The following is a 14,612-nucleotide window of genomic DNA, read 5'->3' on the forward strand; positions in this document are numbered from 1 at the left end:
GATTCAACAGCTAGTTTTTTGGTTAATTTAATTTTGCTTCGATAATAATGGACGATTATTTTGCCAAATAACTTCTACTGGAATATCGAAAAATGAAGAAAGTTTTTCACTTGTTAGCATATCCACTGTACTTCCAGAAGCAAATACTTGGCCTTTTTTTAATAATAATGTTTTCTGAAAAACCGGTAAAATTTCTTCAATGTGATGTGTGACATATATTATTGTTGGTCCGTTTTCCAAAGCAGCAATTTCACCAATTGTTTCTAACAATTGTTCTCTTGCAATGAAGTCAAACCCTGTCGCAGGTTCGTCTAATATGAGTAGTTCAGGATCATCCATTAATGCTCGACCGATCAATATTCTTTGCTTTTCACCTTGCGATAAAGTTTGATAATCACGATCAGCATATTCAATACTACCTAGTTTTTTCAAAATGCTGATTGCCTTTTCTCGAATGGCTGGTGTTGGCTTTTCGTATAAACCAATTGAAGCAAACGCACCTGAAAGAATAATTTCATATGCACTATCATAGGGATTTAATTTTTGTTGAAGTCCTGATGATACGAGGCCAATCTTCCTTCTAAGTTCTTCACCTAAAATGGATTTCCCAAATGTTCTTCCTACTACTTTTAAATTACCTTTAGTCGGAAAATAATATGAACAGAGCATATTCAGCAAAGCTGATTTGCCAGCGTTTGCCAGCGCCATTTAAACCGTAAAGTACCCAATGCTCTCCTTTTTCTACTTGCCAATTAATATTTTCTAGAATCCATTGTCCTTCTCTTTTTAAACATACCTCTTTCATATGTAATACCATATCGAAAACCCCTTTATATATATTCACTTTATTATAACTGAATATTCACAAAACAATAGATAGTAAAGGAGAATAAGGTTCAGAAGTTGTCAAAATAGTAAACCCCCTCATGTTCTTGGACAAGAGGGGGTTTTATAGCTATTTAGCAAAAATTTGAGTTCCATATGTTGGATATTGAGCGCCCTTACCAGAGACCACAATACCTATTCCAACTTTTTGATAATTAGGAGATAGAATATTTGCTTTATGGCCAGGAGAATTCATCCAACCATTCATGAAACTTGTTGCTGTTGGATAACCTGCTGCAATATTCTCTCCTGAAGCATTTGTGTTATAACCTGATCCTTTTAGGAGGTTAGACCAGCTTCCATAAGTTGGGCTTGTATGGCTGAAATAGCGATTTTTCTCCATATCTAATGAACGAATTATCGCCAGCTTTGTTAGTTTTGGATCTTGTTTTAAAGGCTTCAAATTCTTTTTTGCACGTTCTTTATTTAAAATAGTAACTATTTGATCTTGCATTTTTTTATTTCCTAAATCAATGTAACTGTCGACAAATTTTCCAGATTTAATCCAGTATGTCTTGCTACCTTTTTTAACTTTAATCCAACCATTTGTATTGGCAACGCTCACTTTATAAATTCCAGCTGCAAGCTTTGTAGCTTTTTTAGATCCTTTTTCTTTTTTATATGTTGTTGTTTTTTTTGAAAGATAGATATAATCACCAGTGAAACCGTTCTTTATCCACTTTTTATCTTTTGTTTGCATCCATTTGTCTTTAGTTGTTTTTATAATCGTTACTTTCTTTTTTGCAGCGACTGTAGATTTTCTTCCATATCCACCTTGCTTAGTAAACAACCTACTTTTTTCAGTTAGTGTCACCTGTTTTGTTTTTGAAGTACTTGCTTTAGCATATATAGGACTTGCTAAACTACCTAATAGGATCATCGCCATGAAAATGACACTTAGTTTTTTCAGCATTTTATTCACCTTAATTCCTCCAAATCTAATTTTTAAAACGATATTTTCAATGAAATTAACACTCTCAATAATCTATTCGGAGAGTTCGACATTAAAATATAGTCGTTTTATTCATATAAATAAAAAAAGAATCGTATAGACTACAATTCGTACTCACTATATCATATTATCAATTTTTTATGGTCTCAAAGTCCAAAAATAGTTTTATATTATTAGTTTTTTCACCTCTCACAGATACATAGAACTACTATTTAAAACTATTCATTTATCCTCTATCTGTTATATACTAGTTTCATATTGCAATAGAAAGAGAGAATCTATGATTTCATTTATATTAACTACAAAACGCCTTTTAAAGGCTTTAATCCGTGCTTTTAAGCAACCGTTATTTATTTCATTGTTTACTACATTATTTTTCATCCTTTTGTCAGGCACGATGTTTTATACAAAGGTAGAAGGTTGGTCTATTCTTGACGCCATATACTTTTGTGTTGTCAGCCTGATTCCGAATGGTGTAGATACTTCACTCACACCAACTACAAATCTGGGTAAAGTGTTTACGATGTTTTATTTAGCCGTTGGAGTAGGAGTTATGTTTCTAACATTACTGACTCTTGGTAAGACGATGATTAAGTCTACAGATGATTCGACTACTGATATTAAAAAAAGTAAAAAATTATAATAAGTTTTAAGGTTGTCTTAAAAGACGACCTTTTTATTTTTGTTCATTTCCCCCTATAAATTTCGTCGATACAAAGTAGATTTTCATAATTTCGCCTTTCAAATAATCAAAATATTTACTCTATATGTAATATAAGCTATGATAAACATAGTTAATTTTATCTATATGTAAATTAATTGTAGATACAAATTACTTATATCTGGCGTCTAGTATATAGAAGAGAGGTTTTTTATTTGAGTTTATTAGAAGTTTTAAAACAGGCTACACCATACATACAAATGGCATTCAATAATGAAATCTTTGTAAGTATTGTTGAGCGAGACCAAAACAAAGTTTACTTTGCATCACCAGGAACTAAAGTTGATCTAGGAGTAAAGACTGGTGATACGATGGAAGATACTGAAGAATTACGACAAGCCTTTACAGGGAAAAACGTTAAAAGAGATATACCTGCCGAATTTTATGGAGTCTTACTTCACACAAACATATATCCAATTAAAGAAAATGGCCGTGTAATTGGAGCTTTTAGTTTAGTATTTTCTATGGAGAAACAAGAAAAATTACAATCTTATATGGATCATCTACAAAATGCTGTCATGGGTTTACAGGATAAAGTACATCTTGTTGCTTCTCATTCAGAGGAGCTAGCAGCAACAAGTACTGAAATTACTGCTCAATCTCGACAAGCCCTTGCTGATTCAGAAGCTTCTCATAGCGTTACAGACTTTATCAAGTCAATTTCCCAACAAACGAATTTGCTAGGGTTAAACGCTTCTATTGAAGCTGCGCGAGCAGGTCAGCATGGTGCTGGATTTAATATTGTTGCTCAAGAAGTACGAAAACTATCTCTAGAAACAAAGTCGGCTACCGAAAAGATTGAAGATTCACTGAAAAATATCACACAAAATTTACAAGGTTTAATGGGCAGCATGAGTCAGATCAATTCCGCTTCAAATGAACAAGCTGAGCTAGTACAAGACTTCAGCTCAATTATAGAAGAACTAGGATCACTCAGTAATCAAATGGGGCAATTAATGAAAGAAACATTACGATAATTTTATCACTCCATAAGTTAATAGAAATCAATACACTTGAGCCCATTGATGTTATATAATCAATGGGCTATTTGAGTCCCCTCCATTAACATGTTTACCTTGCTTCTTATTCACCTTCACTCCTATATAGTTTCCTTTGAACATAAAAGAATTTACTACGTTTGTCCGATTTTATCGTCATATTTCACTTGAATAAAGGAACGAATGTTCTTATAATGAATATAAGAGGTGAATCGCATGGAACGACATATTAATCCACAAAAATTGACTACTATTGAAACCTATCAATTACAGCGTATAGCGACAGAACTATTAAGTACTGCTTCAAAGGAAACCATACTATCTACCTTGTCTAGCTACGCCTGTTCACAAAAGCAACAATGCACTTCATTAAAAAAATGTTAATGTAACTTAATTGAAGACTCCACATTAGGTTCTTTTCATCCAGTTCTACTCTCTTTACACCTAATAAAAATAAGCCCTACACACTCTCAAAAAGTGTGTAGGGCTTATTAAGTACTTACATTAAGTTAATATAAATCAAGATTCTAATAATAAATCTTCAGGGTTTTCAAGTAATTCTTTTACAGTTTTTAAGAATCCTACAGAATCTTTACCATCAATAATACGGTGATCATAAGATAGTGCAACGTACATCATTGGACGAATTTGTACTTCATCACCAACAGCGATTGGACGTTTTTGGATTGTATGCATACCTAAGATAGCAGCTTGAGTACCATTCATGATTGGTGTAGACATTAATGATCCGAATACACCACCATTAGTGATTGTGAATGATCCACCTTGTAGGTCAGCGATTTGTAATTTTTTGTCACGTGCTTTTTTAGCAAGACCACCGATTGCATCTTCGATTTCAGCGAAGTTTTTACGGTCGCAATCGCGAACAACTGGTACTACTAATCCATCGTCAGTAGATACAGCAACACCAACATCATAGAAGTTATTTAAGTGGATTTCGTTACCTACGATTTGAGCATTAACGTATGGATATTTTTTAAGTGCAGCAACTACTGCTTTTGTAAAGAATGACATGAAACCAAGACGAGTACCATCATGCTTTTCTTGGAATTGATCTTTTTTACGGCTACGAAGTGCCATAACGTTTGTCATGTCGATTTCGTTAAAAGTAGTAAGCATTGCTGTACTTTGTTTTACATCAAGTAAACGAGTTGCGATTGTTTGACGACGACGAGACATTTTTTCAACTGTCACGCGAGATTCATCAACTGCAGGAGTAGCAGCTTTTGGTGCTTCAGCTGGTTTTGCAGCAGGAGCAGCTGGCGCTGTACCATGTGCAGCTACATCTTGTACGCGAACTCGACCTTGAGGATCTACTGGAGATACAGATGCTAAGTCGATTCCTTTTTCACGAGCTAATTTGCGAGCAGCTGGGCTAGCAATTACACGCTCAGTTGATGATGACTCTTCTACAACTACAGGTGCTGGTGCAGCTTTTGGTGCTTCTACAGCTGGTGCCGGTGCAGCCTCTTCAGCTGCTGGTGTTGGTGCTGGAGTTGCAGCAGCATCACCTGCTTCAACGATTGCGATTACAGCACCTACTAGAACAGTATCGCCTTCTTCAGCAAGGATTTCTTTCAAAATACCAGCTTCTTCAGAGATAATTTCAGCATTTACTTTATCAGTTTCAAGTTCAACGATGAACTCGCCTTTTTCTACTTTATCACCAGGTTTTTTCACCCATTGTGCAATCGTACCTTCTGTGATAGATTCTGCTAATTCCGGAACAATAATTTCAGCCACTATAATTTCCTCCTTCAAAATATTCGCTTTTTAGCGAGTTACAGCTTCTTCAATAATACGTGCTTGTTCAGCTTTGTATGAATCTGCATCACCCTCAGCAGGAGATGAGCGTACGATACGACCGATGTAACGAACGTCTTTGTCTTCTGCTACTTCACGCATATAAGGATCTGCAAATGTCCATGAACCCATGTTTTGAGGTTCTTCTTGTACCCAAGCAAGTTCCTTCGCGTTAGGGAAACGCTTAATGATGGCAGCAATTTTCTCAGATGGGAATGGGTACAGTTGTTCAACGCGTACTAAGTGTACGTGATCGAAATCTTTGCCATCTCCAACTTTTTCTGCGATATCAATAGCTACTTTACCTGAAGCAAATAGAATACGCTCTACTTTTTTCGCAGCTGAACCAGTTGTTGGATGTTCAATAACAGTTTCGAAGTGACCAGTTGTTAATTCCTCAACATCTGCAGCTACGATTTGATTACGTAATAGTGATTTTGGTGATACAAGAACTAATGGACGAATTGCTTCTGTACCTAACATCTTAGCTTGACGGCGTAATAAATGGAAGTAGTTTGCAGCGCTTGATAGGTTTGCAACTGTCCAGTTGTTTTCACCAGCTAATTGTAAGAAGCGTTCTAAACGAGCACTAGTATGTTCTGAACCTTGACCTTCAGCAGCATGCGGTAATAACATAACAAGACCAGATTTTTGACCCCATTTAGAGCGAGATGCTGAAATGAAGTTATCAAACATTACTTGAGCCATGTTTGCGAAGTCACCGTATTGCGCTTCCCAAATAGTTAAGTTTTTCTCGTTTTCTAAATTATAGCCATATTCATAACCTACGATAGCGGCTTCAGATAATGGGCTGTTATATACAACAAATGAAGAATCTGCACCAGAAATGTGGTGTAAAGGTGTTAATTCTGCACCCGTTTTTTCGTCATGTAACACTAGGTGACGGTGTGCGAATGTACCACGTTGTGCATCTTGACCTGTTAAACGGATCGAATTACCTTCTTGTGTAATTGTTCCGAATGCTAATGTTTCAGCATGACCCCAGTCAATTTTACCTTTACCTACAAATGCATCTTCACGACGGCTAAGGATTTTGCCTAGTTTTTTGAAGACATTGAAGTCTTGTGGCCATGTTAATAATTCTTTGTTCATTTTTTCCAGACGTTCGCGATCAACACCAGTTTCTACGATATCATAACCGTTCTTCACAGCTTCTGGCATTTCGTTTTCAACATGTTGCCCTTCGCCAACTTCTTTCACATGATCATAAGCTGCTTGCATTTCTTTTTGTGTATCGGCATCTAAAGTTGCGACTTCTTCTGCTGTTATAATGCCTTGGTCTGCAAGTGCTTTACCATACAATGCACGTACTGTATCGTGTCCATGAACACCTGTGTACATTGTTGGGTTTGTAATCATTGGTTCGTCCATTTCATTATGACCATATCGACGGTAACCGACTAAGTCTACTAAAATATCCTTACCAAATTGTTCACGATATTCTACTGCAAAACGAGCCACTTGTACAACTGCTTCTGGATCATCCGCATTAACGTGTAATATTGGAATTTCATAACCTTTTGCAGGGTCTGAAGAGTATACAGTTGAACGTGAATCATAATGCTCAGTAGTAAATCCAATCATATTATTAGCAATAATATGAACTGAACCACCTGTGTTAAATCCTTTTGTACGAGAGTAATTCATCGTTTCAGTTACGACACCTTGACCAGCAAACGCTGCGTCACCATGAACTAATATCGCTAGAGCAGATTTAGCATCTTGAGTTGGAGCACCTGCTTTAGAAGTATTATCTTGAGCTGCACGAGCTTGACCTGTAACAACTGGACTAACTACTTCTAAATGAGATGGGTTATACGCTAATTTGATTGTTGTACCTTTATTGCTGTTATATGTAGCACCCATGTGATATTTAACATCGCCAAACCAGCCTTTAGTTACTTCTAAAGAACCGTCTTTTGGAATAAATAACTCATTTGGAACGTGCGCAAAATCAGCAAACATCATATCATATGGTTTGTGTAATACATGTGTTAACACATTTAAGCGACCACGGTGAGCCATACCGATCATAACATTTTTTACACCTTTGTCTTCTGAACGGTGAACAATTTCATCCATTAGAACAACTAATGCATCTAAACCTTCGATAGAAAAACGTTTTTGTCCTACAAATGTTTTATGGATGAATTTCTCAAATCCTTCAACCTTTGTTAATTGGTTTAAAACTGCTTTTCTCTCATCATTAGAAAGACCTGCGTTTAATACGCCACTTTCAATTTTAGATTCTAGCCACACTCTCTCTTCACTGTTAACAACGTGTGCAATTTCTACAGCAACTTTATTTGTGTAAATCGCTTTTAGGTAATTAATAGCATCTAATCCATTGTTAACGCTTGCAGGAATGTCTTTTAATAATAACGAAGCAGGGATTTCGATTAGATCTTGATCAGATAAACCGTAAGTTTTTGCTTCGATTCGAGTAGTGTCACGTGGATGGTCTTTTAAAGGATAAATGTCTGCTCCTAAGTGACCATATACACGAATGGCATCCGCATATTGAACGGCAGCTAAAACCTTTGCAAAGTTACCTGGTTCAACGTTTGTAACGTTTGATACTTCACTAGTTTGAACTGGTGCTCCGTATTGTTCGAATAATGATACAAGTTCTGAATCAACTTCTTCTGGTGATGTTAAATACAAATCGTACATTTCCATCACATAGCCAAGGTTGGGACCTGAAAAAGCTGCCCATGGTGAGCTTACAGGTGAAACATTGTTTGACATGTAGAATTACCTCCAACTTTTTTGCCAAGTGGCAGTTCCATTAATTAAATTAATTAATAATTTGAAAATCCACTAACTATCTTACCATTCTTCCTGCTTAAGGGAAACAACTGTATTAATAAATCAAGAAGAACATTTTTCCCCTTCAATCTTACTACTCTTCACAAAAAATACAATCGTTTTCAACAAATTTAGCAATTTTTTTCTTGAACGAACAGATAATAGAATAAAGTTTGATAAAAACATCATTTTTCAGCCGGCAATTCTATAGTAAAAGTGCTGCCAAAATGAAGTTTACTTTTAACCTTTATCGTTCCACGGTATTTATTTACCAACATATTTACAATACTTAATCCTAATCCTGTACCCCCACCATCACGTGAACGAGATGAGTCAACTCTATAAAAACGATCAAATATACGTGATTGATCTTCCTCTGCTATACCAATACCTTTATCTGACACTTCAATTTGCACACTTTCATGCTGTTTTGAAAGTTGGATTTTAATCTTTGGACTATTTTCCGAATAGCGTATAGCGTTTTGCAGAAGATTGCGTAAAATCTGACCATAGGCATTGTCAGAAATAATTGCCCAGTAGCTAATTTCTGGATCAACTTCTAGGTCAATCGTTGCATCCGGGGATAGCACTTTTATTTCCTCCATAATGTCGGTAGTAATCATAAGAATATCAGCATTGTTTTGTAAATCGTTCTGCTCTCTTCTTGCAAGTTCTAACATCTCTTCTATAAGCTTTTTCATGCGTGTAATTTCAAGTAAGGACGTATTTAATGATTCTTCTAAAACAGATGGATCATCTTTACCCCATCTTTTGATTAACGATAAATGTCCTTCTACTACTTGAATAGGGGTTCTCAGCTCATGAGAGGCATCAGAAATGAATTGTTGCTGGCTAAGGAATGATTGCTCTAGCTCCCCCATCATCGATCGGTATACGGTCAATAAGTCACCAATTTCATCCTTTGCATCGTATTGAAGTTTAATAGGCGCCGTAAAACCTTGTTCTGCTACTTCTGTCATCTCAAGTCTTAAGTCGTCTAGCGGTTTCAATAATGTAGTCGCCAAAAGATAGCCTATTCCTGCTGATGCTATGAGTGCCCCTAATCCTAAAATACACATAGCCGTTAAAATATATCGCATAAGGGATTCAAATGAAGTCAAAGGATGCGTCAATTGTATATATCCTGAAAAAGGTCCAATCCTAATTGTCGATGCAGCCAAAAACGTATCTACATTCTCTACTTTTTCTTTCGAAATAGCATAACCGTGGTTTGGTAGATTATCTGGTACTGAAGGCATGATTTTAGTAGAATCATTAATACGTAATATTTCAATTTTATCTTTATTCAATATACGGACTGTTTGATTCTTATCTACAATAGAATTCATAAGCCCCTTATTCGACTGAATATCATGTATGGTTAAGAAATTACCTTGAGATTCAAAGAACACTGTTAAATCATCCATCGTACGCTTTACGGACTGTTCCTGCTCATTTAAAAGCCATGAGTGAATAGCAATATAAAGGACTGAACAAATAACAGCAAAGCTAACGAAAATGACAGCAGCAGATGTAAGTGCCCATTTCCCCTTTAACGACTGGTTCGATAAATAATGCTGTATTCTATTCATTCTCGCATCACATACCCAACGCCACGAACCGTTTCAATGTAACCACTTTCTATTTTAGGTAGTTTTGAGCGCAGGTGACGAATATAAACGTCGACAACATTTGTTTCCACATCGGATTGATAACCCCATACCTGCTCTAAAATTTGATCACGGGTACAAACACGATTCTTATTTTCAATTAATAAGCTGAGTAAATCAAATTCTGTTTTCGTCAAACTAAGTATTTCCTCATTGACATAGGCAGTGTATGCCGCAGAATCAATAGTAATATTTTTATATTTTAATTGTTGACCAGTTGATTCGACCGAAGTGTATCGTCTTAATATAGAGCGAATTCTTGCTAATAACTCTTCAATAGCAAAAGGTTTGACAATGTAATCATCTGCTCCCGCATCTAGACCCGCCACACGATCAATTACAGCATCTCGAGCGGTTATTAAAATAATAGGCACATCCGATATGGCTCTAATGCGTCTACAAACTTCAATTCCATTTAATTCAGGAAGCATGACGTCGAGTAAAATGACATCGAATTCTTGCTCTAAAGCCGTTTCTAAACCAACACGGCCGTCAGAACAAACTGTCACTTCAAATTGTTCATGCTTCAGTTCTAATTCAATAAATCGCGCAATGTTTTTTTCATCTTCTACTAATAGAATATGCTTTTGCATTGAAAACACCTTCCATCTTTTAACTTGAAAAATGATATGAGTTTTTCCCTTTGGTTTTTTTCGCTATATATAGTGCCTCATCTGCTTTATCTAGCAAGTCTTCAATTGAATGACCATTCTCTGGGAAAGAAGCAATTCCAATAGACGATGTAGGTGAAAAGTGTTGTTCATTAATTGTCCAGCCATCTTTTAATGTTTGTTGAATACGTTTAATCGTATTTTTCACTTGTTGTTTTCGAATGTATTGGTCATTAGACATATTAGTTAAGACGACAATAAATTCGTCTCCACCTATTCGACTAACTATATCTAAATCGCGAACACTGGCAACAAGCGCAAGTCCAAAATTACGGATAAAATCATCCCCAACATCATGACCGTAATCATCATTCACCTTTTTAAAATCATCGCCATCAATATAGAGCAATGTAATAGCATAATTGAGAGCGATCGCTTCTTTGACCAACTTAGTAAATTCCATTAATAAGTAACGTCGATTTGGTAGCAACGTTAAGCTATCATGATAGGCCATAAAGCGCAACTGATCTTCCCTTTTCTTACGATGAGTAATTTCCCTAGCGACACTTACATATTGGAACACTTCGTCACGTTCAGCATCCTTTACTGCCGTAAGATAGGTTTCAGCCCAAAAAGTTTCTCCATTTTTCGTTTTAATTTGTAAATCAATCTGTACGTCCCCTTCTTCTAATAGAGTCGATGAAAATTCACTCTTTAACAATTCCTTACTATCATCAGACATCATATCAAAATAGAAACGCCCAAGTAGTTCGTCCTTTTCAAAGCCAAGTCGATTTATATGGTTAGGGGAAACATAAATAATTATTCCATCATCGTTCGTAATGACAATCAAATCATTCGTATTTTCCGTTATAAGTCGAAATGTTTTTTCAATATTCCTAAGGTTGGTCATCATAATTTTTTTATCAGATACATCAAAGCAGACCGAAAGAAAACTCTCAATTTCTCCATTATCGCTGAAGATTGGAACAATCGTAGTATCCATCCAGTACCGGTTACCATATTTAGAGTGATTGCAAATTTCCCCGCGCCAAATTTGACCATTCAGTAACGTTTTCCACATTTCTTCATAAAATGAAGAAGGCTGAGTTCGTGAATTTAATATCTTAGTCGAATTTCCGATTAGCTCATCTGCACTATATTGACTTGATTGCGCATAACGCTCATTTACAAATTTGATGACGCCATTTTTATCTGTAATACAAATATTTGCCGCTGAATTCAGAGCACCTTTATAACTGTTGAGCATGTGATTTACTTGACGTAAATCTTCTTTTAATTGAATATTTTTCGTTAATTCTAACCATTGAATATAAATAGCTACAACTTGATTATTAGTAGTGATTGGCGAAAAACTGACAAGGAATTGACTCTCAATGCCATCCGCTTTTTTATGTGTATATAAAACGGATGGATGCCCTCTTCCATTTAATGCGTCTTGGAGATGCTCTGCGAATGATTCATGATCTTCTGGTGAAACAAGCTGAAAATCAAAAAACATCCTCCCTTTCCAGTCTTCAATTTTGCAGTTAAAATACTGCTCAAATTTCGGATTACCATCAAAAAAGGTTAAATCATTTGCTAATACGATAGTCGGATCCATTTTCATGTCAAAAAGTGATTGTAGAAATAAGTTTTTTTCCTCCATCACTTTTTGCTGTGAAATTTCTTTCGTAACAGCAAGTATATATTGCTTTCCGCCATAATAAATTGGCGTAACGGTTGTTTCATTGGTGCGTTTAGTGTCAGAGAATAAATAGAAATCACGGTATTGAAGCAGTTGCTGTTTCTCGATAGATTCATTGTAATATTTAACTATCATCTCAACGACTTCTGTTTCTAAACAAGCAGATAAACTTTTGTCTATTGGCGACTCGTCAAAAACATCTTCAGCTGCACGATTTATGTATACGTAGTGATATTCATCACTGACTTTTTCCATTAAAAAAACAAAATCTAAACAATTTTGATAAAGCGCGTCAAACTGCTCTTTAGTAATCAGATTGCCATTCAATATTGCCACCTCTTCAAGAAGTTAAATAAATAGATGCTGTTTTAGTCTCTGCATAAGAAATTAGAGATTCATAAGCTTTTTGTTCGTCTGTTTCCTTTACAGATTGCCACAACCATTCTTTCTCGGTGTTCAACTCTAATTCAGCTACAAATGTTGCATTACCAATCAGTTTTAAAACATAATCCTCTTCATTATGTTGCACATGACATTGTACAAAGCCACCAGGGTTATAGACTGTTACTTTACTAGCCGAAACTACTCCTTCTATAGAAGAAACTAATGCAGATGCTGTCATCGCCGTGCCGCAAGCGTTAGTAAAACCAACTCCGCGTTCATATGTACGTACGTAAATTGAGTCCTCATCCATCGGGTATACGTAGCTCACATTTACGCCGTCTGGACAATATTCATTATCTCCATTTAATTTACTAGATAATCTTTCTTGATGTTGTGTATTGATTATTTTATCTGATTGTACAATTCCGATTAAATGTGGGTTTGGAACTGAAACAGCTGTGAATGATATATCATCAGCAAATTCTTCAATTAGTTCATTGCGAATTTGTTGTTTGTTTTTGTAAAACATCGGTAAAGAAGTAATATCAAAAGATACTGGTGCAATTTCAACAGAATATGTAGGAATGCTACCGAAAATTGATGCTTCTTTTTGTACCTTTAGGACGGCTTTCATTGTTTCGATGAGTGCCTCTGAAACATTATGCTTTTCACAAATATAACGAGCAACGCAGCGTAAACCGTTGCCACACATAGATGCCTCAGATCCATCAGCATTAATGACACGCATTTTTGCGAGTCCTATTTTAGATGGAGCGACAAGAAGTAGGCCATCTGCTCCTCCAAGATTGTCTTTTTGACAAAGCCAAATGCCAAGTTTAGACCAATCCATACTTTCTTCATTATTTGTTTCAAATATGTAAAAAGTATTCCCTGAACCATGAACTTTATGTAACTGCATTAACATATGCAACCCCCCGTATTCTCTATATATCATAATTCTATTTTGTCAAGCATACAACTGTATATGTTCCATTTAATGCTAGTAAATATTACAAATTTATTTTTTCATGTTTTTTTCTTTGCAAAACAGGTAAAACTTAGTATAGTTAAATTGCAAAATAATTTCATAAAATGATTCCTATTTTTTATAGAGTCAATAGGGAAGGCAAATGGTGCGCCACCAGTAGTCATGCTGGTTCTAGTGGGTTCGATTCCCACCCCGAAATTTTTTATGCAACATTATATGAAAAATTTCGAGGGGGCTAGGACCTGCCATTAATTTGGACGTTCACCCCCGTAAAGGAGGCGTTTCGCTTGATTAAGCGACGTGAATTACACGAATGTAACGATCTTTATGAGTTACTAAAACACCCATCTGTCTTCCCTTTTGTGCGTCAGAAAGCTAATAGTGCCGATGAGTACTGGTTTTTGACTAACCAACTAATGGAAGACGAGGAGAACGGTAAAGCCGTTTCTCGTACGATAACCGATGACTGGGGACAACCCATCGGCACAATTACCGTCTATGATGTGCAAGACGGCGCAGGCTTTTTAGGCACTTGGATCGGTACCCCACACCAAGGCAAGGGATACAACCAGAAATCAAAAGAACTCTTCTTAAACGAACTGTTCTTTGAACTAGATTTTCATACCGTTTTCTTGCGCATTCGCACCGAAAACACTAAATCCCTTCGTGCTGCCGAAAAAATTGGCTATATAATGGATGCCAAAGAAAGCCACCCATCCTTGTACGAACAAATCAACCAAGGTGACAAGCACTTCGAATTAATGAAAATCCAAAAAGACTTCTTTTATTTATATACAGCTAGTCAGAACAAAGAAGAAGAAGAACAAGCGATGTAACCTAAATGCTGAGGGCGCTCGTTCAGCTGTGAGGTCGTTGGAAGGCGGAAGCCAAAGTCGCTCTTTGACTTTGAGCGCACGACTGAAACGACCCGAACAGCTAGCTCCTGAAGCTGGATACCCTACTTTAGGAAGACAACCTAAGTTCCAAACATCCTATAGGCCCATCGCACGTCCAATCACAAAATGGTACTTTCATTAAATGA

10 protein-coding genes and 1 pseudogene are annotated in these 14,612 nt (G+C 36.2%); 3 read left to right on the forward strand and 8 right to left on the reverse strand.

What is annotated here, in order from left to right; genetic code table 11:
• Positions 1-27: 27 nt before the first annotated feature.
• Positions 28-817 (reverse strand): annotated as a pseudogene (locus tag AMD00_RS10285) (ABC transporter ATP-binding protein).
• 138 nt (positions 818-955) lie between these two features.
• Positions 956-1,798 carry a CAP domain-containing protein gene (locus AMD00_RS10290; protein WP_245639548.1) on the reverse strand — a complete coding sequence of 281 codons (843 nt, stop codon included), beginning with the start codon at positions 1,796-1,798 and terminating at the stop codon, positions 956-958.
• A gap of 319 nt (positions 1,799-2,117) precedes the next feature.
• Here AMD00_RS10290 and AMD00_RS10295 point away from each other — a divergent pair, with 319 nt between their 5' ends.
• Positions 2,118-2,480, forward strand: a complete 363-nt coding sequence (locus tag AMD00_RS10295; protein ID WP_053416990.1) for a potassium channel family protein — start codon at positions 2,118-2,120, stop codon at positions 2,478-2,480.
• 233 nt (positions 2,481-2,713) lie between these two features.
• A complete protein-coding gene (locus tag AMD00_RS24145) occupies positions 2,714-3,535 on the forward strand; it encodes a methyl-accepting chemotaxis protein (protein WP_053416991.1) in 822 nt (273 codons plus the stop codon).
• Between the two features lie 540 nt (positions 3,536-4,075).
• Here the strand turns inward: AMD00_RS24145 and odhB are convergent.
• From odhB to dapF, 6 genes are all read right to left on the reverse strand, one after another.
• Entirely contained in the window at positions 4,076-5,320 is a 1,245-nt protein-coding gene (gene odhB, locus AMD00_RS10305) for a 2-oxoglutarate dehydrogenase complex dihydrolipoyllysine-residue succinyltransferase (protein WP_053416992.1), read from the reverse strand.
• A gap of 30 nt (positions 5,321-5,350) precedes the next feature.
• Entirely contained in the window at positions 5,351-8,149 is a 2,799-nt protein-coding gene (locus AMD00_RS10310; RefSeq protein ID WP_053416993.1) for a 2-oxoglutarate dehydrogenase E1 component, read from the reverse strand.
• Between the two features lie 245 nt (positions 8,150-8,394).
• Positions 8,395-9,801 (reverse strand): HAMP domain-containing sensor histidine kinase, encoded by a 1,407-nt coding sequence (locus AMD00_RS10315; protein ID WP_053416994.1) that lies wholly within the window; start codon positions 9,799-9,801, stop codon positions 8,395-8,397.
• A complete protein-coding gene (locus AMD00_RS10320; protein WP_053416995.1) occupies positions 9,798-10,472 on the reverse strand; it encodes a response regulator transcription factor in 675 nt (224 codons plus the stop codon). The genes AMD00_RS10315 and AMD00_RS10320 overlap by 4 nt, the downstream gene beginning before the upstream one ends.
• Positions 10,473-10,491: 19 nt before the next feature.
• Positions 10,492-12,453, reverse strand: a complete 1,962-nt coding sequence (locus AMD00_RS10325) for a PAS domain S-box protein (RefSeq protein ID WP_211258639.1) — start codon at positions 12,451-12,453, stop codon at positions 10,492-10,494.
• Between the two features lie 85 nt (positions 12,454-12,538).
• The gene (gene dapF / locus AMD00_RS10330; protein ID WP_053416997.1) at positions 12,539-13,507 is read right to left on the reverse strand and encodes a diaminopimelate epimerase; all 969 of its coding nucleotides are present in this window, start codon (positions 13,505-13,507) and stop codon (positions 12,539-12,541) included.
• A gap of 350 nt (positions 13,508-13,857) precedes the next feature.
• On the opposite strand from dapF, the gene AMD00_RS10335 reads away from it, so the two are divergent.
• On the forward strand, positions 13,858-14,406 hold the full coding sequence (locus AMD00_RS10335; protein WP_053416998.1) for a GNAT family N-acetyltransferase: 549 nt from the start codon (positions 13,858-13,860) through the stop codon (positions 14,404-14,406).
• The last annotated feature ends 206 nt before the right edge of the window (positions 14,407-14,612 follow it).

The organism is Viridibacillus arvi, from assembly GCF_001274945.1.
GTDB classification, from domain to species: Bacteria; Bacillota; Bacilli; order Bacillales_A; family Planococcaceae; genus Viridibacillus; species Viridibacillus arvi.

Excerpts from the sequence above, each read along its gene's own strand:
- AMD00_RS10290 (WP_245639548.1), bottom strand. The coding sequence starts at position 1,798 with ATGCTGAAAAAACTAAGTGTCATTTTCATGGCGATGATCCTATTAGGT.
- AMD00_RS10295 (WP_053416990.1), top strand. The coding sequence starts at position 2,118 with ATGATTTCATTTATATTAACTACAAAACGCCTTTTAAAGGCTTTAATC.
- AMD00_RS10310 (WP_053416993.1), bottom strand. The coding sequence starts at position 8,149 with ATGTCAAACAATGTTTCACCTGTAAGCTCACCATGGGCAGCTTTTTCA.
- AMD00_RS10315 (WP_053416994.1), bottom strand. The coding sequence starts at position 9,801 with ATGAATAGAATACAGCATTATTTATCGAACCAGTCGTTAAAGGGGAAA.
- AMD00_RS10320 (WP_053416995.1), bottom strand. The coding sequence starts at position 10,472 with ATGCAAAAGCATATTCTATTAGTAGAAGATGAAAAAAACATTGCGCGA.
- AMD00_RS10325 (WP_211258639.1), bottom strand. The coding sequence starts at position 12,453 with ATGGAAAAAGTCAGTGATGAATATCACTACGTATACATAAATCGTGCA.
- dapF (WP_053416997.1), bottom strand. The coding sequence starts at position 13,507 with ATGTTAATGCAGTTACATAAAGTTCATGGTTCAGGGAATACTTTTTAC.